This is a genomic window from Winogradskyella sp. PC-19 (genome assembly GCF_002163855.1).
Taxonomy (GTDB): domain Bacteria; phylum Bacteroidota; class Bacteroidia; order Flavobacteriales; family Flavobacteriaceae; genus Winogradskyella.
On sequence record NZ_CP019332.1, the window covers coordinates 2,128,376 to 2,147,517 of the forward strand.

General features: G+C 34.0%; 16 protein-coding genes and 1 tRNA gene. 5 read left to right on the forward strand and 12 right to left on the reverse strand.

Annotated features, from left to right (window positions below; translation table 11 throughout):
* Positions 1-9: 9 nt before the first annotated feature.
* The 9 genes from BTO05_RS09725 to BTO05_RS09765 all read right to left on the reverse strand — a co-directional run bounded on the left by BTO05_RS09725 (position 10) and on the right by BTO05_RS09765 (position 9,459).
* A complete protein-coding gene (locus BTO05_RS09725; RefSeq protein ID WP_087492479.1) occupies positions 10-987 on the reverse strand; it encodes a 2-hydroxyacid dehydrogenase in 978 nt (325 codons plus the stop codon).
* Positions 984-1,349 (reverse strand): cupin domain-containing protein, encoded by a 366-nt coding sequence (locus tag BTO05_RS09730; protein ID WP_087492480.1) that lies wholly within the window; start codon positions 1,347-1,349, stop codon positions 984-986. The genes BTO05_RS09725 and BTO05_RS09730 overlap by 4 nt, the downstream gene beginning before the upstream one ends.
* A 27-nt stretch (positions 1,350-1,376) precedes the next feature.
* Positions 1,377-2,765 carry a magnesium transporter gene (gene mgtE, locus BTO05_RS09735; protein WP_198295223.1) on the reverse strand — a complete coding sequence of 463 codons (1,389 nt, stop codon included), beginning with the start codon at positions 2,763-2,765 and terminating at the stop codon, positions 1,377-1,379.
* The gene (gene rsmA / locus BTO05_RS09740; protein WP_087492481.1) at positions 2,752-3,528 is read right to left on the reverse strand and encodes a 16S rRNA (adenine(1518)-N(6)/adenine(1519)-N(6))-dimethyltransferase RsmA; all 777 of its coding nucleotides are present in this window, start codon (positions 3,526-3,528) and stop codon (positions 2,752-2,754) included. The genes mgtE and rsmA overlap by 14 nt, the downstream gene beginning before the upstream one ends.
* Positions 3,529-3,533: 5 nt before the next feature.
* A complete protein-coding gene (locus BTO05_RS09745) occupies positions 3,534-3,857 on the reverse strand; it encodes a DUF4286 family protein (RefSeq protein ID WP_087492482.1) in 324 nt (107 codons plus the stop codon).
* A 54-nt stretch (positions 3,858-3,911) separates the two neighbouring features.
* Positions 3,912-5,717, reverse strand: a complete 1,806-nt coding sequence (locus tag BTO05_RS09750; RefSeq protein ID WP_232459728.1) for a tetratricopeptide repeat protein — start codon at positions 5,715-5,717, stop codon at positions 3,912-3,914.
* Between the two features lie 100 nt (positions 5,718-5,817).
* Positions 5,818-7,089, reverse strand: a complete 1,272-nt coding sequence (gene serS, locus BTO05_RS09755; protein WP_087492483.1) for a serine--tRNA ligase — start codon at positions 7,087-7,089, stop codon at positions 5,818-5,820.
* A 151-nt stretch (positions 7,090-7,240) separates the two neighbouring features.
* A complete protein-coding gene (locus BTO05_RS09760) occupies positions 7,241-8,551 on the reverse strand; it encodes an HTTM domain-containing protein (RefSeq protein WP_087492484.1) in 1,311 nt (436 codons plus the stop codon).
* Positions 8,545-9,459, reverse strand: a complete 915-nt coding sequence (locus tag BTO05_RS09765; protein WP_087492485.1) for a bifunctional riboflavin kinase/FAD synthetase — start codon at positions 9,457-9,459, stop codon at positions 8,545-8,547. Before BTO05_RS09765 ends, BTO05_RS09760 begins: the two co-directional genes overlap by 7 nt.
* A 228-nt stretch (positions 9,460-9,687) precedes the next feature.
* On the opposite strand from BTO05_RS09765, the gene BTO05_RS14200 reads away from it, so the two are divergent.
* Complete coding sequence (locus BTO05_RS14200; RefSeq protein ID WP_087492486.1) at positions 9,688-12,969, forward strand: thrombospondin type 3 repeat-containing protein; 3,282 nt, start codon at positions 9,688-9,690, stop codon at positions 12,967-12,969.
* A gap of 29 nt (positions 12,970-12,998) precedes the next feature.
* Positions 12,999-13,910 (forward strand): type IX secretion system membrane protein PorP/SprF, encoded by a 912-nt coding sequence (locus BTO05_RS09775; RefSeq protein ID WP_157662564.1) that lies wholly within the window; start codon positions 12,999-13,001, stop codon positions 13,908-13,910.
* Positions 13,911-13,958: 48 nt separating this feature from the next.
* On the opposite strand, the gene pth is transcribed toward BTO05_RS09775, so the two are convergent.
* From pth to BTO05_RS09790, 3 genes are all read right to left on the reverse strand, one after another.
* A complete protein-coding gene (gene pth, locus BTO05_RS09780) occupies positions 13,959-14,579 on the reverse strand; it encodes an aminoacyl-tRNA hydrolase (protein ID WP_232459729.1) in 621 nt (206 codons plus the stop codon).
* Positions 14,580-14,662: 83 nt separating this feature from the next.
* Positions 14,663-15,304, reverse strand: a complete 642-nt coding sequence (locus BTO05_RS09785) for a 50S ribosomal protein L25/general stress protein Ctc (RefSeq protein ID WP_087492488.1) — start codon at positions 15,302-15,304, stop codon at positions 14,663-14,665.
* A 110-nt stretch (positions 15,305-15,414) separates the two neighbouring features.
* A complete protein-coding gene (locus tag BTO05_RS09790; RefSeq protein WP_087492489.1) occupies positions 15,415-16,356 on the reverse strand; it encodes a ribose-phosphate pyrophosphokinase in 942 nt (313 codons plus the stop codon).
* A gap of 136 nt (positions 16,357-16,492) precedes the next feature.
* Here BTO05_RS09790 and BTO05_RS09795 point away from each other — a divergent pair.
* The 3 genes from BTO05_RS09795 (at position 16,493) to BTO05_RS09805 (ending at position 19,131) form a co-directional block, all read left to right on the forward strand.
* Positions 16,493-16,572, forward strand: a tRNA-Leu gene (locus BTO05_RS09795).
* A gap of 110 nt (positions 16,573-16,682) precedes the next feature.
* On the forward strand, positions 16,683-18,551 hold the full coding sequence (locus BTO05_RS09800; RefSeq protein ID WP_087492490.1) for an FG-GAP-like repeat-containing protein: 1,869 nt from the start codon (positions 16,683-16,685) through the stop codon (positions 18,549-18,551).
* Positions 18,552-18,561: 10 nt separating this feature from the next.
* Positions 18,562-19,131, forward strand: a complete 570-nt coding sequence (locus BTO05_RS09805) for a HupE/UreJ family protein (protein WP_087492491.1) — start codon at positions 18,562-18,564, stop codon at positions 19,129-19,131.
* Positions 19,132-19,142: the final 11 nt, after the last annotated feature.

Below are 19,142 nucleotides of genomic sequence, written 5' to 3' on the forward strand. Positions count from 1 at the left end.
ACTATAAAATTAGCAAAATTTTGCTTTGATTCTATCTACGATAGTTTGGGCAAGCTTTTCTTTACTTTCAATGGTCCAACCGGCTACATGAGGCGTTAGGATAACATTATCTGCATTAATAAGATATTGAAATGCTTCTGGTAAATTTGATTTTTTGCCTTTTCGCATCCATCTATATTTTGGTTCTTCTATTTTGAATAAATTCTCGAATGATGACTTTTCATATTCTAATACATCTAAACCAGCGCCTAGAATTTTCTCAGAATTTAAAGCTGATACCAAATCTTCAGTCACAACGCTTTTACCACGAGCCGTATTAATTAGCCAAAATGATTTTTTAAAGCTGTTGATGAAGTCAGTATTAACCATATTTAAAGTCAATGGAGTTTGCGGTGTATGTAAACTCAACACATCTACTTTTTCTTGAAGTTTTTCCAATGATACTTGCGTACAATTTTCATCGCCAACATTTTCTTTTATATCATAACACATCACTTCTACATCAAATCCTCTTAGTTTTTTAGCAAAGGCTTTTCCCATATTTCCATAGCCAATTAAACCTATAGTTTTACCATCTAATTCTAATCCACGATTAGCTTCGCGCAACCATTTGCCTTGCCTTACTTCCTTATCTGATTTGTTTAGTTTATTTAATAACGAAAGAAGCATACCTAAAGCATGTTCACCGACAGCATTACGATTACCTTCTGGGGCGTTAAAAAGTGTTACACCTTTATCTTCGGCGTAATCACAATCTATATTCTCTAGACCAGCACCAACTCTGCCAATGAATTTTAAGTTTTTTGCAGCGTCTAAAAATGGTTTATCAATGCTAAAACGACTGCGTATAATAATTCCATGATAATCAATAATTTTAGCTTCAATCTCTTCTTTAGAAGACGTATAATCTTCATGATTGGTAAACCCTGAATCGTTAAGTTGATTGAGAAGTAATGGATGATTAGAATCGATGTGTAATATTTTCATATCCAAGGATATTCGGTTTGTGTCATCTCGTCTTGCACTTTCCCTGTATGAGCAGTGTCTAATTTTTCAAATAAAAGTAGATGTACTTCCTCATCATTCTTGGTTGATGGGTTATGTTCTACACCTTTTGGGACAACAATCATTTCTCCTTCTTTAACTATTTCTGTACGGTCACGAAACTGCATGTAAAGTGTCCCTTTGACTACTTGAAATAACTCGTCTTCGTTCTCATGGCTATGCCAAACAAATTCGCCTTTAATTTTTGCAAGAATTACTTGCATGTCATCTACTGTGGCAATACGGTGAGGATGCCATTGTTTTGAAAAAAGTTTGTGTTTGTCTTTGATGTTTATTGCTTTCATGTAGTAAAGTTACGAAAGCAGATGTAATTAAATACCCAGAATAAGTCTAGCTATCCAGAAATAAAGCAAAATTCCTAGGATATCATTACTAGTGGTAATAAAAGGACCAGTTGCTATTGCGGGGTCAATACCGCGCTTGTCTAAAAATAGAGGAACAAAAGTACCAATGAGACCAGCCATAATAATTACAGCTACGAGTGAAATAGAAATAGCAAAAGCGGTTTGAATTTCTCCTTTGATAGCCCATACAAAAAGAAATAGGAAAACTGCTAAAATAATACCGTTTAAAGCGGCTAGTAACATCTCTTTTATGAGACGATTATTTACGCTTCCTTTAACATCATCATTGGCTAGACCTTGAACAATAATGGCGCTAGATTGTACACCAACATTTCCTGCCATTGCCGCTATTAATGGTGTAAAGAAGAATAGAACAAATGCTTTTCCTGTGAAGGCATCTTTGAAACCTTCCATAATTATGAAAGCACCAATACCGCCGATGAGTCCTAAAAATAACCACGGTAAACGCGCTCTAGTTAGTTCAATAATACTATCATCTGCCTCGACGTCTTGTGTAATACCTGCTGCTAGTTGGTAATCTTTCTCAGCTTCTTCTTTAAGGACATCGACAATATCATCAATGGTAATTCTTCCCAGAAGTGTTTTTTCGTTATCAACAACAGGAATAGCTTCTAAATCATACTTTGCCATAACTTTAGCAACTTCTTCGACATCTTCATTCACATTGACAAAATCGACATTATCTTTTGCTATGTCTGCTATTCTTTCTTCACTTTTTGCAGTAATTAAATCTTTTAAAGATAAGCGACCAATTAGTTTTTCGTCCTTACTAACCACATAAATCGAATGTACTCTAGAAACATCTTTGGCTTGACCACGAATACGACGTAAACAACCTGCAACAGTCCATGTGCCATAAACTTTTACCAATTCTTTTGCCATAAGTCCACCGGCAGTATCTTCGTCATAAGCTAAAAGTTCTTGAATTTCGGCCTTGTGTTCTTCGTCTTCAATTTGCGATATAACGGCTTCTTGACGTTCTTCCGGAAGCTCAGCAATGATATCTGCAGCGTCATCGGTATCTAGTTCTTCAACTTCTTCGGCAATTTCTTTAGCAGAAAGATTTTCTAGTATTTTTTCACGAACATCCTCATCTAATTCGGTAAGAATATCAGATGTAGTTTCGCTATCTAAAAGTTTAATGATATATATAGCCTCTTCGAAATCAAGTTCATCTAAAATCTCGGCAATATCAGCGTAGTGAAACTCATTTAAAAGTGTTTTTAGCGCCTTATCATCATTACCAATGATTAGTGCTTTTACATTTTCTATGAGCTCATCAGTGAGCTGAAATTGTATGTTTTCTTGAAGTTCTTCCACCTTAGTTTTCGTCATTCTGAATTAAAGTGGTCAACTCAATAAATTGGTCTACACTCAATTGTTCTGGACGTTGTCCAAAGATAGTATTTGCTTTTAAATTATCGGAAAGATTAAAAACTTTTAAACTATTACGTAACGTTTTACGTCGTTGTTGGAAACCTGTTTTTACAACTCGGAAGAATAATTTTTCATCGCAAGGCAACGTATAATTCTCTTTTCGGGTTAATAGTAGCACGCCAGAGTCTACTTTTGGTGGAGGGTTAAAAACACTTGGCGGTACTGTAAAAAGGTATTCGGCATTATAAAACGCTTGCGTTAAAACAGATAGAATTCCGTAAACTTTATTACCTTCTTTTGAGCAAATGCGTAAGGCAACTTCTTTTTGAAACATTCCAGAGAATTCAGGAATTTGGTCTCGTATTTCCAAGGTTTTAAAAACAATTTGAGAAGAAATATTGTAAGGGAAATTACCAATAATTGCAAATGGTTTGCCCTTAAAAACTAAGTTGAGGTCGTACTTTAAAAAATCTTTTTCATAAATTCTATCCGAAAGATTTAGGTAATTATTTTTAAGATAATCTACAGATTCTGTATCTATCTCAACAACATGTGTTGTTGTATCTTTCTCTAGCAAATATTTAGTTAAAACACCCATTCCAGGACCAATTTCCAATACATCGTCATAGCTTTTTAGGGATAAAGTATCTGCTATTTTTTTAGCGATATTTTCATCCTTTAAAAAGTGTTGTCCTAGATGTTTTTTTGCTTTTACTGACATTAATTTTATTTAAAATTTACAGCGTAAGTATCAACGACTTCGAGTTCTGTTCGGAATGCTAGCATTTTGTCTGCAAACTTTTTTAAACCTTCTTGTCTTAATGCATCCGCATCTTCTTGATAATATCTGTCTAATGCTTCACGTGAATAGGATCGGTATTGAATTGAATATGTTTGTCCACCCATTTCTTCTTCTACCAAAACTCTAGAAAATGTTGCGCCGTCAAATTTTCCTGTAGCTAGTACCTTTGGAATGTGCGCTTTTATCCAAATAAGCCACTCGTCATGCGCAGAATCTTCAATGTTTACAGTTACGTTATAAATAATCATAGATGATAAATTCAATATTTAAATTACAAGGCTCAAAGGTAGCTCTTTTGGAATTTAATTTATCGTGTCTCCTCGAAGCATTCTGAATTTCTTTCGAGCTTCGACAAAATAAATACTGTCTTCGTGGTTAAAGATTATTTTTTTGTAAAGTGATTTAGCTTCTTCTGGCTTGTCAAGGTATAAATTATAGAGTTCTGCCAAATAGTAATAGGCATCGTCAATAAAAATATCTTCGCGATAGTCCGCTATAATCTTCTGATAGTTGGCTTCGGCTTTTTCAAATTGATTTAGCTTCTCATGAAGTTTTGCTTGTGTGAATAATGTTTCGTCTATAATGCTTTCACCATTATGTTCCATCAAAATTTTATCTAACAGTTTTATAGCATCACCAGTTTTATTCTGAAATGCCAGTAAGTCGGCCTTTGCGTAATATTTTAATGCAGTTTGCGTGGTATCGTCCCACTTGTTATCAGAGATCAAGAGTTTTAAATCCAGAGCATCATTGGCAATCAATTGTGAGGTGGATGCTTTTAAAACTTTTAGTTGAGATTCTGCCCAATCGAAATCGCCTTTATAATAGCTGGTCTTGGCAATTTTATAGGCAGCCTCTTGAGCAATGGTACTGTTTTTTAGGCTTGTTTTTATTTGTGTGTAAAAAATAAGAGCTTCATTAAATTTTTCTTGAAGGACCAAAATGTCAGCCAAACGTAATTTTACCAAACCTTCTTGAAAAGGCGAAATATCTAATTTGTAAGATTTTTTTAAAAAATCAGACGCCTCTTTAGGTTTGTTTAAATTGAAAGCCAAAAACTGTCCATAAGATAATTGTAAGGACAATGTAGATTCTAGTTTTCCAAAATCATTAAATAATGATAAATAGGTTTCATTAATTTTTTCTAACTCTTTTTGTGAAGCATTTTCGGCTTGAATTTCTAACAAAGATTGATGTGCTAAAAGCAAAATGTCTCTTTCTTGAGAAGTCTCGAGTATATAATTAAAAATGTCAGTAGCTGTCTCGATATCATCATCGTCTTTAGAAGTAATGGCTAAGTCTATAATCCTATCTAAGCTTTCAGGATTACGTTTGTAAAGTGCCTTTTCTTGAACAAAAGATTTGTTGTATTGTTTTTCTTGGACATACAACCAACTGAGCATTTCGTACCAATATGAGTCGGGACTAGATTGAATTTTTTTAAGTAATAAAACACGAAGTGATTTGTTATTCTCTGTGTCTTTATTTTCAGACACAAACTGGCTCAGATTTCGTTTAATATTGTTTAGTGCGTTGGGTTTAAATTCAACATAATCAATATAATTAGAAAACATGTTTTTTACATCGCCCAAATCTCCATAAATCCGAGCTAACTGAATACTAAAGTTTTTTTCGGGTAATAAATTAGTTGCCTTTTTATAGGCTTTTATGGCTTGTGGTAACAAGGAATGCTTCTCAAAACGTTGTCCAAGTCCATAGATGTATGTTGGTTTTTCGTCAATAGTACTTATTGCTTCTTGGTATAAGGTTTCAGCTTTTGAAATACTATCCATGAGTTGATAGTTATAACCAAGTTCAACAAGCATTATAGGTATTCTGGTTTTTTCGATACGTTTTTCTAAAAGTAATTTAGCATTCTCATATTGTTCTAGTTGCTGGTAAGTGCCCACCATCTTATATACATAAGTGTAAGAGTAAGGTTTGGCTTCATACAACTTTTTATAAGTCAATAATGCTTTTTGAAACTCACCACGATTGTAATAGCTGTCCGCTAAATCTAATTGTTTTTTGTCTGCACGTTGTGCTGTTGCAGGAGCAAATAGAAATAGTGCTATGGAGAAAAATAATATGTGCTTAATAGACGTCATAAGTTGTAAATATAACAAATGGCGCGTTTAGATATTGTAAATGGTATCATAAAAAAATGCCCAAGATCTCTTGAGCATTTTTATATAAAACATATAATGTCTAGCTTATAATATCAAAGCCAGTATAAGGAATCAAAACCTTAGGAATTTTAATACCATCCTCAGTTTGATAATTTTCGAGAATACTAGCTAAAATTCTTGGTAAAGCTAAAGAGCTTCCGTTTAAAGTATGTGCTAATTCATTTTTACCATTGCTATTTTTAAAACGCAGTTTTAATCGATTAGATTGGTAAGTTTCAAAATTAGATATAGAAGAAACTTCTAACCAACGCTCTTGCGCGCCAGAAAACACTTCAAAATCATAAGTCAACGCAGAAGCAAAGGTTAAGTCTCCTCCACAAAGTCTAAGAATTCTGTATGGTAATTTGAGTTCTTTTAAAATATCTTGAACATGAGATACCATATTGTCTAATGCTTCGTAAGATTTTGACGGATGTTCTACACGTATGATTTCCACCTTGTCAAATTGGTGTAAACGATTTAGACCACGTACATGCGCGCCATAACTTCCAGCTTCACGTCTAAAGCAAGGTGTATAGCCTGTAATCCCAATTGGTAAATCACCTTCATTAACGATGACATCTCTAAAAATATTTGTCCCAGGAACTTCTGCAGTTGGTATTAAATACAAATTGTCTTCTGTTACATGATACATTTGACCTTCTTTGTCAGGCAATTGACCAGTGCCAAAACCTGATGCCTCATTTACTAAGTGAGGTAATTGATATTCTGTATAACCAACACTTGTATTTTTATCTAAAAAGTACGCAATTAAAGCACGTTGTAATCGCGCACCTTTTCCTTTATAAACAGGAAAACCGGCACCGGTTATTTTATTACCTAATTCAAAATCGATGATATCGTACTTTTTTGCCAATTCCCAATGCGGTAATGCACCATCATATAATTTAGGCATTTCACCATCACGAAACGTTTCTAGATTGTCTTCATCCGAATTACCGTTAGGGACAATTGGATTTGGTACGTTAGGTATTTTGTATAATAGTGTGTTTAAAGCTTCAGATTTTTCAGTCAATTCTTGCTCAACTGTTTTTATAGTTTCTTTTAGCTCAGATGTTTTTGCTTTCAGCTCGTTTGCTTTTTCTGGCTGACCTGATTTAAATAAGTTTCCTATTTCTTTGGAAATGGAATTCATTTCAGCCTTTGTCGCGTCTAATTTTGTTTGCAATTGGCGACGTTCTTCATCAAAATTTAATACATCTTCAATCATTGGCTTAGCATCAAGATTTCTGATGGCCATTAATTTTATGATGCCTTCGCTGTTTTCTCTTATGTGAGATACTTGTAACATTGCTGATTTTTTATTTGGGCGTTACCTAAAGGTCGGGCTTTACATTTCAATCTTTTGCAGAAAAAGCAAAAGGATTTTCATAGCAATCCCTAACGCGGTTAGCAAGTGACAAAAGTACTAAGATTTTGTGGCTAGTAAAATAAAATGAAATCTATTTTGAGGGTAGAATCCAGGTATTGTGTTTAAAATAATTCCACTCCGCTTTTACTAAATCAATTTCTGGATTAATAAATCGTTTTGAAGGTTTGCCGTTAACGCTAAGATAAGATGTCGCAAAGATTGAAATATCTTTACCTTCAGCTTCAAATTGTTTATTTAATCTTTGAGAAAACTGCCATATAAAATCTGGCTTCGTTGCTAAGCTACGTTGCTGTTTTCTACTAAGGTAATCGTCGAGTTTTATTGGAATTAAGTTGTTAGTAGCGTTATCTACTACCCTAAAATATATGCTTCCGCTTTTGGCGCGCAACATCATTCGCCACGAAAGGCGATGTCCTTCCTCGGTCCATAATACATTATCCTGAATGAAGTAGTGACGAAGTGGTAATCCTATTTGTATAATAAAATAAAGAGCAAAAGCGATTTTGAAAACACTTTGATAATTTGGTGTTTTTACTTCATTACCGACATATAATTCTTTGTTCTTTAAAAATAAATTCCTGACTGTTTTTGCATCAAAGAAAAACAAACAAAACGCCAATGAAAGGTATGGAAAGATGCCAATATGAAATACAAATGAATTAAAAAGATGAAAGAAGATAGATGCGTAAAAAATATATTTTCGAGTCGGCTTAAAAAGTAGTAGAGGTATAACCAAACCATCAAATAAAATACCAGAATATGCTATAAAATAATGAACACTTTCATTTTGAAGAAATTCGCCAACTACAGGAAAGTGAGATTTGCTTTGCATCAATAATTTAATTACTGATGCATCTAACCAATCCGGATATATTTTGGCAAGAGAAGCGTATGTGTAGACAATAAAAAGCTGAATAATAAATACCCATCGACACCAATTAGGCATTGATATGCTTTTGAGTTTTGGATTAAGTTTTACATCTAAAGAGGCATATCTGTTTGCTGGTAAAACAGCCATTATAAAACTCAACAAAAACAATAGATAGTAGTGGTTATTATATGATGTTTTCTGCATGAAATAAGTACCAGTCCACATGAGCGCAAATCCAAAAGCACTTAACCTGTACTTATAACCTAGCATAATGAGTACACCAAAAATCCCCATTACACTATAGTATATATACATTCCGTTTCCTGATAACGGTTGTAACCAATCAAAGCCTAAAAAATTGAAGGTAAATTGAGGGTCAATCAGTGTTTTTTTTACCCAACCAGTAAAAATGGCCCCAACAGACTCCAAAAAACATAATAGACCAAATAGTATTCTAAAAACAACTAATGCGCTGTTGTCTATATGTTTAAATAAGAACGAATTCATAATAAAGAGTCTATGTATAACAAGGCATTTTTTCTGTCATCTTTCAGCTGCTTTTTTAAAGCCTCAACATTTTCAAATTTATGTTCATCTCTAAGTCGCGTTAGCATTTCAATGACTATTTGTTGACCATATAAGTCTTTCTCAAAATCAAAAAAGTGAACTTCAATAGAGTGTGGCTTGTTTTTTATAGTAGGGTTATGACCGATATTCATCATGCCGTAAACGATAATACTATCTATTTTTGCTTTTACGATGTAAACACCATCTTTAGGAATTAATTTATAATCCTCTTCGATATAAATGTTTGCAGTAGGAAAATCTATTGTTCTTCCAATACTGTGACCTCTTACAACTTTTCCTGTTAAAAAATAATTGTAGCCTAAATATGAGTTTGCTAAAGCAACGTTTCCTTGGTCAAGTGCTTTTCGAATTTTAGTAGAGCTAACAGTAACCTCTTCGATATCTTTAGCTGAGATTTGTTCAATTTCGAAATCAAACTCTTTTGAAAACCTTATAAGGTCATCTATATTGGCACTTCGATTTTTACCAAAATGATGATCGTAGCCAATAACAATATGTTTTGTGTTTAGCTCATCAATCAAAATGCCTTTGACATAGTCTCTGGCAGATAAGTTTGCAAATTCTTTTGTGAATGTTTTTACACATATTAAGTCGACACCAAATTTCTCTAGTAGAAGCCTTCTTTCAGATATAGTATTTATTAATTTTATAGAGTGGTTTTGTTGGAGTACCATTCTTGGATGTGGAAAAAAAGTTAATACACTAGGTATCAGTTTTTTCTGCTGAGACAGTTTCTTTAACTTTTTTAATATTTTTTGATGCCCCAAATGCACGCCATCAAAGGTTCCAATTGTTAAAATTTTACTGAAATGACCGTTATTTAATGACATTGAGAGAAATATTCGATTTTTGTTAAGGAAATGTAAAAAAAAAGTATAAATTTGATGCTAATTTAATAATCATATATTAATCCATATGGCAAAAAAACTACATTTAATACACTTAACTAAACATTTAAACTTTTTTTTAACTAACCTTTAGGTTTGGTCTTTTATAAAGCACGTCTTAGTGCCTTTTTGAAAGGCTTTTTTTTATTACATTAATTAAACTCACTTCAAATGAAAAAAAATCTTTACTTTTTAGTAGCTGCATTTTTCATGATTACTTCTGGAGTTTTCGCCCAAGAGCGAATATGTGCTTCAGCAGAATTATTAGAACAGCAGTTGCAAGAAAACCCTACTCATGCTGAGAATTTGGCAAGATTAGAAACGCTTACACAACAAAGAGCAAACAACTCACAAGCGAGAAGCAATGCAACTGTATTGTATGTTCCGGTAGTAGTTCATGTTGTTTACAATAATGACGACCAAAATATTTCTGATGCTCAAATTCAATCACAAATCGATGTGATTAACAAAGATTTTAGAGGCACAAATGTTGAGTTTCCAGGATTACAAGCAACGTGGCCTCAGGCTGCAGATATGGAAATTGAGTTTTATCTAGCACAGATAGACCCAGATGGTAACCCAACAAACGGTATTACGAGAACTCAGACTGCAACTGCTTCTTTTGGTTTTGAAGAATCAATGAAGGCTGATGCTACTGGTGGAAAAGACCCTTGGGATACTTCTCTTTACTTTAACTTCTGGACAGTTAATTTTTCTGGAGGTTTATTAGGTTTTGCTCAATTCCCTGGTGGATCGCCAGATACTGACGGTATTGTTATGGGATATAACTTCTTTGGTTCATCTGATGATGATGACGGAAGTTTTGTATTATCAGCACCTTTTGACAAAGGTAGAACAACAACTCACGAAATGGGTCACTTCTTCAACCTAAGACATATTTGGGGTGATGGTCCATGTGGACAAGACGATTTTGTCGGCGATACTCCTGAAGCCGATGCTTCAAATGGCGGGTGCCAAACGGGATCTTCATCTTGTGGATCTGTTGATATGGTAGAAAACTATATGGATTACAGTGACGATGCTTGTATGGGACTTTTTACTGAAGGTCAAAAAAATAGAATGCGAGCAACATTAGAACCAGGAGGTCCACGTGCAGCACTTGTGCAATCTCCTTTTGCTTTTGGGATTACTTTAGATGATACTGAATTAGACATTTGTACGCCTGATGATGCAGTTTACGGTTTTACATATAATGCCGATGCCTCGTCTACAGATACTGTTACTTTTTCTACTATAGATTTACCAGCTGGTGCAACAGCGACATTTAGCCCAACGTCTGTTAGTTCAGACGGAGAAACTGTAGTTATGACAATTTCTGGTACTGCTGGTGTTGCTGTAGGTTCTTATGACTTTACAATACAAGCTACTGATGGTTCAGATGTTGTTCCTGCAGTTGCTACTTTAAACGTATTTGACGCTACTTTTGACCCTATTGTTCAGGGCTACCCTAATGGAGGAATTACTGGTGTGCCACCAATGGCAGAATTCACTTGGAGCGAAGACGCTAACGCATCTGCTTATGAAATTGAGATAGCTTCTGACGCTGCTTTTACTAACATTGTCTCTGGAGGTGTTGTTACCGAAGCATTATTTGTCCCAATGGGATTAATGACAGAAACACCATATTGGTGGAGAGTAAGATCTGTGAATGATTGTGGACAAGGTGCATTTTCATCTACTAATTTTGAAACTGGAACTATTGAATGTGGTGTTTCTGTTTCTACAGATACACCAATAGACATTCCTGATGGAATTTTCTTTGTAGGGCCTGGAGATCCAGTATCTTCTATATTACAGGTTACTGATGTGTCTGAGATTACAGATGTAAACGTTACTATTAATGTATCTCACACTTGGGGTTCTGATTTAACTATTACACTAACTAGTCCTGGAGGTACCGATGTTATATTAACTCAACAAAATGGAGGAAATGGAACTCAGTATATCAATACTGTTTTTGATAGTGATGCTACAAATCCAGTTAGTGGAGGCTCAGGTAATTTTACAGGTACATTTACCCCAGACGGTGACTTATCTACATTAAACGGAGAAATTGCTGCAGGAGACTGGTTATTAACAGCTCAAGATGCAGTTTCTGCGGATACTGGATCTATTGATAGTTGGTCTATCGAAATTTGTGGAGTGCCGTTACCAGATGCTGATGATGATTTAATACCAGATAATTTAGATAACTGTCCTTTAACAGCAAATAATGACCAGTCAGATGTCGACGGAGATGGTTTAGGAGATGTCTGTGATGATGATATTGATGGTGATGGAATACTTAATGCTGATGATAACTGTCCAAGCACTGCAAACGCCGACCAAGAAGATCTTGATGAAAATGGAATTGGAGATGTTTGTGACGTAGTATGTACTGTAGCTACTTATACAGGTGAGCCAGTTCCTATTGATGATGATTCTGCTCAAGCATTCCAAGATTATGTGTTAACTGTTAACATTGAAGAAAATTTAACAATTACTGATGTAAATCTAACTGTTGATATACAACACACTTGGGCTAATGACTTATTAATAGCTTTATTTAATCCAACAGCACAAGAATTTGTAATCGTTGCTGATGGTCCTGGAACTGGAGATGGTGATAATTTTACAGACACTATTTTCAATGATGATGCAACTATTGACATCGCTGATGGAGTAGCTCCTTTTACTGGAGAATTTATTCCAGAAAACCCACTATCATTCTTCAACGGTCAACAATCAATTGTTAATGGAGACGGTACTTGGTATTTATTTGTGAGAGATAATTTCCCTGGATCAGATGGAGGTCAAATAAACAGTTTCTCTGTTGAAATTTGTGGTATCAGAGATCCAGAAGACTTTGATTCTGACGGTATCTTAAATGACGATGACAACTGTGTTATCGTTGATAATACAGACCAAGCTGATAATGATGGAGATGGTGAAGGTGACGAGTGTGATGATGATGATGATAACGATGGTATCTTAGATGTTGATGATAATTGTCAGTTTGTTGCAAACGCTGATCAATTAGATAATGATGGAGATGGAGAAGGTGACGAGTGTGATGATGATGATGATAATGATGGTGTTTTAGATGTTGATGATAATTGTCCATTTACTCCAAATCCGGACCAATCCGATGTTGACAATGATGGTAAAGGTGATCTTTGTGATGATATTACTGTTAACGATGTAGTAACTCCTAATGGTGATAATATCAACGATACTTGGATAATACAAAGTATTCAATTGTTCCCAGGAACTACGGCTAAAGTTTATACTAAGACAGGAGCTGAAGTGTTTACGTCTGGTGATTACTCTAACGATTGGGCAGGAACTAATCAGAATGGTAATCAATTACCTGCAGGTTCTTACTACTATGTAGTTGATCAATCAGGTAATGGTGAAAACATTATTACAGGATGGTTATTTTTAACATACTAATTGCATATAAATTAAATTAAATGAATACAATGAATTTTTATAAAAACACTTTAAAGATAGTTGCATTGTTGTTGTTTGGCACTTTATATGCACAACAAGAACCTAACTATGCTTTATATAGATATACTATGAACGCCATTAACCCTGCTTATGCAGCGGCCGATGGTACTACAAGCCTGACTTCTAATTTTAGAAGTCAGTGGATTGATGTTCAAGATGCGCCTGAAACTCAAACTTTCTTTTTTCAAACACCTTTGACTGAAAATTTAGGTATCGGATTGTCAGTAGTTAATGATAATGTTTTCGTTGAAAACAGAACTAGCTTTAATGTTGACTTTTCATATAAGTTACAGCTAAGCGAGTCCACTAATGTATTTTTAGGCTTAAAAGCTGGAGGTAGAACTTATAATGTTGACCAAGGTGGCTTTAGTAATTTTAGTTTTAATTCTGGTCAAATCGATCCGGCAGTAGCTAATATTGATACTGGTTTTAGACCTAATATAGGGATTGGTGCTTATTTAGTTAATGATAAGTATTTTATTTCATTATCAGTTCCTGGCTTATTATTAAGTGAAAGAGTTAACGTTGACAATGGGATGGTCAGTATAGCTAATGAGAAAGCACATTTCTATTTATCAGGTGGTTACAATTTCGATTTATCTGATAAAGTTGAATTTAGGCCTTCAACAATGGTTCGTTATGTTAACGGAAATGGAGTTGCAGCAGATATGACAGCAGCATTTAGATATAATCAGCGTTTTGAAGCTGGAGTTATGTATAGTACTGATTCAGTGTGGGCTGGTACTATTATGTTTAACCTTGCTGATTGGATGGATTTCGGATATGCTTATGGTGGTTCTGCAAGAAGCGAACTAAGTACATTTAATGACGGCACTCATGAAATATTGGTGCGTTTCAATTTCCCTAAAGCATCTAATTAATATTGTTTTAAATTACAAAAAAAAGCCTCTCATTTTGAGAGGCTTTTTTTATTTACCATTATAGTTGTTCATAGTATTTTTTAGTCCAGAGAGAACAAAAGATTCAATTACTTCAGAACATATTTTTAAACGCTCTTTTAATTTTTTATTTTCCTCTTCAGACCAATTTCCTAAAACATAATCAACCTGCTTTCCTTTTGAAAACTCTGCGCTAATACCAAATCTAAAACGATTATATTTAGTAGTTTGAAGCTTGTCTTGTGTATCTTTAAGGCCGTTGTGACCGCCATCACTACCTTTTGATTTTAGACGTAAAGTACCAAAAGGTAAGTTAAGGTCATCAGTAATAATTAAAAGGTTTTCTAAAGGTATTTTTTCTTTGTTCATCCAGTATTTAATCGCCTTACCACTTAAATTCATATAGGTGCTAGGTTTTAACAAAACTAGAGTGCGACCTTTAATCTTATGATAAGCGATATCTCCCAGTTTATCCGTTTTAAAAGTAAAGTCATTAGAAGATGCATAGTGACTTAAAATTTTGAAACCAATATTGTGTCTTGTGCTTTCGTATTTTTCTCCAATATTACCTAAGCCTACGATTAAGTATTTTTTCATACTGTCAATTTCTTTTTTTTCGGCATTAAAAAATGCTAACAACCATTTAAACATTACTTTAAGATTTATTCAAAAATAAAAAAGCATTCCAGTTTAAAGGAATGCTTTTTTATATTTCTAAAATAAGAATGTCTTAATTATTCTTGAGTTGCTTCAGTTGCAGGAGCATCTGCTGCTCCTTCTTCTGTAGCTCCTTCTTCATCTTCTCCTTCTTCTTCTTCATCAACGACGGCTAATCTACTTCGTCTTACTTGACAAACAACAGTGTTGTCAGGGTGTAATAATTTGTAAGCATCATTTTGAAGCTCTGTAATGTATAATTTACTACCAATTTTAAGAGGCGTAATATCAATCTCTATAAAATCTGGGAGGTTAGCAGGAATAGCTTTTACTCTTAATTTACGGTAAGGTCTTCTTAAGTTTCCACCATTCATAACACCTTTAGAACTTCCTACTACTTTTACAGGAATATCCATTGTAATTTCTTTATCGTCAAAAATTTGATAAAAATCTACATGAATTATTCTATCAGTCACTGGGTGAAACTGAATGTCTTGCATAATTGCATTGATTGATTCACCATTATCAAGGGCAATCACAACTGTATGCGCATCTGGTGTGTATACAAGTTTTGAAAAAGCCAACTCTGGTGCAGAAAAATGCAATGGTTTATCTCCTCCGTATACGACGCAAGGAACCTGACCAGCATTACGTAAGGCTTTTGTTGACTTTTTGCCTACGCTTTCTCTTTGAGATCCATTAATTGTAATTGATTTCATTTTAAAAAATTAAATTATATAATATTAAATACCTCATTTTGAGGGCTGCAAATGTAATAATATATTATCGAATATGCACAGAGAAAACACAAATTTTAAAACTCTAAGTCTTACATTACAAATTTAGAACTTATAGACTTATTGTGGTGTACGTTTTGCATGACCTCTGCGAATAAATCGGCACAACTTAATACACGTAGTTTTTCACTCTCTTTAGTAAGAGGAATAGAGTTAGTAACAATTAGTTCTTCTAATTTAGAATTTTCTAATTTTTCATACGCACTACCAGATAAAATTGGATGAGTACAAATGGCCCTAACACTAAGCGCACCTCGCTCCATCATAAGGTCTGCAGCTTTAGTAAGTGTACCAGCAGTATCAACCATATCATCAACTAACACTACGTTTTTACCTGTAACATCTCCAATAAGTTCCATATGAGATATGACATTAGCTTTTGCGCGTTGTTTATAACAAATAACAACATCGCTTTGTAAAGCTTTTGAGTAAGCATATGCACGTTTTGAACCACCCATATCTGGTGAAGCAATAGTAAGGTTGTCTAGATTTAAAGATTTTAAATAAGGTAAAAATATAGTTGAAGCAAATAAATGATCTACAGGTTTTTCGAAAAAGCCTTGAATTTGATCTGCATGTAAATCCATAGTTATAATACGAGTTGCTCCAGCTGCTTCAAGCATTTTGGCTACTAATTTTGCTGCTATCGGGACTCTTGGTTTATCTTTTCTGTCTTGTCTAGCCCAACCAAAATAGGGTAATACGGCTGTAATGTGTCTTGCTGAAGCTCTTTTGGCAGCATCGATCATCAGTAGCATTTCCATTAAATTTTCGGGACCGGGATTTGTTGAACCTATTATAAATATTCGGGTGCCACGAATAGATTCTTCATAAGAAGGCTGAAATTCACCATCACTGTATCTTGATGTGATGACATTACCTAGTTTTACGCCATAAGCGCTGGCAATTTGTTCTGCTAAATATCGGCTTTGTGAGCAAGTAAAAATCTTTGCTTCTGTGGTTTCGTTAGGCATTTTGTTGTGTTGTTGTTAGTTGTATAATTATAGAGTTCAAAGTTAGAAAATTATTTCGCTAGCAAGAATAATAAAGCGCACAATTTTAGTTGTTTTAACTCATTAATTTTATTTATTTTTGCAATCTAATTTAAAAGCTCAAGTGGCGGAATTGGTAGACGCGCCGGATTCAAAATCCGGTTCTTAGGAGTGCGGGTTCGATTCCCGCCTTGAGTACTGAAGGCAAATCAAAATATAACTTGATTTGCCTTTTATATTATCATTTAACTAAGTTTAATTGAAAAAATATAGATAATTATTTACTTTAGACAACCCTAGTAAATATTATGATAAACTCATTTAATAAAACATTTAAAATTATTGGCTTCAGTGGGCTAGCCTTGTTTTTTTTCACAAGCTTCAACTTATATTCTCAATCATTTACTGATGTAACATCTGCTAAAGGCGTAATCGATTTGATAGATACCGGTGTTGATCCAGTTATCGCTAGAGTTTACGGTGGTGGTGCCTCTGTTGTAGATTTTGATAATGATGGAGATTTAGATTTTTTTGTGGGTACAAATTTTGGTCAAACAAGTCAGCTTTACCAGAACAATGGAATCGGAGAGTTTCAAGAAGTAGCGAGTAATCTAGGCATAACAAACACCAACAGAATCAGAGTCGGTTTATGGATTGATTACGATGGAGACGAGTTGTTAGATTTAATTCTAGTAGGAGACTGTTTCAAAGTTTCATCTGGTTGCGTTGAGCAATTAGATATTTATACTTACAGGCAAACCTCAGGAGGACAATTTATAGAGGAAGCAAATACTGGTTTAGACTTCAATGGTAAGTATAACACCTCCTTAGATACCGAAAAAGTTGTTGGAGGTGTATCAGCTGCAGATATTAATAACGATGGTTGGTTAGATGTTTTTGTATCGGTATGGGGAGCTGAGTCTACATTGTTTCTCAATAACGGAAATGGTACTTTTTCTGATATTAGTATTACAAGTAATCTAGCGCAAAGTAGTATGTTTAGGTGGCAACCAATATTTCATGATTTTGATAGAGATGGTGATATTGATGTGTATGTCAATGTAGATTTTGATTCTAATGAATTTTGGTTAAATAATGGCGACAGTACTTTTCAAAATATAGCAAGCTCTATTGGTGCTGATCATCCATTTAACGAAATGGGCATGACACTAGGTGATTATGACAATGATGGAGACTTTGACATTTATGCAACTAATATTTCTAGAATTGACGATGGAGAAACACAACCAAGACATAATATCTTGCTTAGGAATGATTGGTCTCAAAATAATACTTTAGGTTTTACAGAAATATCTCAAAACCCAGGAATTGATGTTGGTGCTAGTGGCTGGGATTGGGGTACTACCTTTTTTGACTCAAATAATGATAGTTTTGTAGATTTAGCTTCTACTAATGGTTGGCCACAGGTAAATTGGTCACCTGACCCATCAAAACTATGGTTAAACGTTGATGGTCTATTGTTTTCGGATATATCAAACACTGCAAATTTTAATGATAACTGGGAAGCAGCATCTCTTGTAGCTTTTGATATGGAAAGGGATGGCGATTTAGATTTGCTACAATCAATGAAGTTTAATTCGGGTGATTTAAAAGCTGCTAGATTATATGAAAACGATTATTCTTCTGATGCAAGCTCTAATAATTATTTGGTAGTAAAACCGAGGCTAAATGGCAGTAACCATTTTGCTATAGGTACTAAAATTTCAGCAACTTTCAACGGTGTCACTAATATTAGACTTATAACTGCAGGAACAAGTCATTTTGGTCAAGAACCAGCAGAAGCTTTTTTTGGAGTTGGCAATAATAGTTTTATAGACGAAATAAAAATCGAATGGCCGAATGGTACAGAAACAATTGTAAATAATATTACTTCTAATCAGGTTATAACTATCATGCCTTCTGGTGTTTTAAGTACCAATCAAAATGTAGAAACATCTATTAAAATTTATCCAAATCCAGTTTCAGATATATTATCAATAGAAACTAATAGAGATATTGAAAAATATAAAATTTATAATCTACTTGGACAAAAAGTACTTGAAAATGATTTCTTAAAACAGATAAACGTATCTAAACTTTCGACTGGGACTTATTTTATAAACTTTTCAAATGATTATGATGGCGTCAATGAAACTTTTCGTTTCATAAAAAAATAAATACTTAAAAATGAACGATTTTTTCTTTAACGTAAAATACGGACTTAACCATGTATTGGACATTAATGGTTATGATCATGTGTTGTTTTTAATACTACTAGCTGTACCTTATATTTTTAAGGATTGGAAACGAGTTTTAGTACTTGTTTCTCTTTTTACAATTGGGCACACCGTGTCGTTAATATTAGCAGCATATGACATGGTTTCAGTAAATGGTAAATTAGTTGAATTTTTAATACCTGTTACAATTCTTGTTGCCGCTATTTATAATGTGTTTACAGGTGGTAAAGAAGATAAAAATAAAAAGGTAAGTGTCTTATTTTTTGCAGCATTAGCATTTGGTATTATACATGGATTAGGTTTTGCAAGAGAGTTTACTATGGTATTTGGTGATACAGACAATAAACTTTTAGCATTGTTAGAATTTGCTTTGGGTATAGAGCTAGCTCAAGTTATAATTGTGTTTGTAGTCCTTTTTCTTGGTTTCTTATTTCAAACGATATTTCGTTTCTCTAAACGTGATTGGGTAATGGTTGTTTCTTCCATAGTTATAGGTTTAGTTATACCTATATTATTTTAAAATAGCATATT

What these genes read in the sequence shown, in the direction of transcription:
- BTO05_RS09725 (WP_087492479.1), bottom strand. Translation starts at nt 987, where the DNA reads ATGAAAATATTACACATCGATTCTAATCATCCATTACTTCTCAATCAA.
- BTO05_RS09730 (WP_087492480.1), bottom strand. Translation starts at nt 1,349, where the DNA reads ATGAAAGCAATAAACATCAAAGACAAACACAAACTTTTTTCAAAACAA.
- mgtE (WP_198295223.1), bottom strand. Translation starts at nt 2,765, where the DNA reads ATGACGAAAACTAAGGTGGAAGAACTTCAAGAAAACATACAATTTCAG.
- rsmA (WP_087492481.1), bottom strand. Translation starts at nt 3,528, where the DNA reads ATGTCAGTAAAAGCAAAAAAACATCTAGGACAACACTTTTTAAAGGAT.
- BTO05_RS09745 (WP_087492482.1), bottom strand. Translation starts at nt 3,857, where the DNA reads ATGATTATTTATAACGTAACTGTAAACATTGAAGATTCTGCGCATGAC.
- BTO05_RS09750 (WP_232459728.1), bottom strand. Translation starts at nt 5,717, where the DNA reads ATGACGTCTATTAAGCACATATTATTTTTCTCCATAGCACTATTTCTA.
- serS (WP_087492483.1), bottom strand. Translation starts at nt 7,089, where the DNA reads ATGTTACAAGTATCTCACATAAGAGAAAACAGCGAAGGCATCATAAAA.
- BTO05_RS09765 (WP_087492485.1), bottom strand. Translation starts at nt 9,459, where the DNA reads ATGTCATTAAATAACGGTCATTTCAGTAAAATTTTAACAATTGGAACC.
- BTO05_RS14200 (WP_087492486.1), top strand. Translation starts at nt 9,688, where the DNA reads ATGAAAAAAAATCTTTACTTTTTAGTAGCTGCATTTTTCATGATTACT.
- BTO05_RS09775 (WP_157662564.1), top strand. Translation starts at nt 12,999, where the DNA reads ATGAATTTTTATAAAAACACTTTAAAGATAGTTGCATTGTTGTTGTTT.
- pth (WP_232459729.1), bottom strand. Translation starts at nt 14,579, where the DNA reads ATGTTTAAATGGTTGTTAGCATTTTTTAATGCCGAAAAAAAAGAAATT.
- BTO05_RS09785 (WP_087492488.1), bottom strand. Translation starts at nt 15,304, where the DNA reads ATGAAATCAATTACAATTAATGGATCTCAAAGAGAAAGCGTAGGCAAA.
- BTO05_RS09790 (WP_087492489.1), bottom strand. Translation starts at nt 16,356, where the DNA reads ATGCCTAACGAAACCACAGAAGCAAAGATTTTTACTTGCTCACAAAGC.
- BTO05_RS09800 (WP_087492490.1), top strand. Translation starts at nt 16,683, where the DNA reads ATGATAAACTCATTTAATAAAACATTTAAAATTATTGGCTTCAGTGGG.
- BTO05_RS09805 (WP_087492491.1), top strand. Translation starts at nt 18,562, where the DNA reads ATGAACGATTTTTTCTTTAACGTAAAATACGGACTTAACCATGTATTG.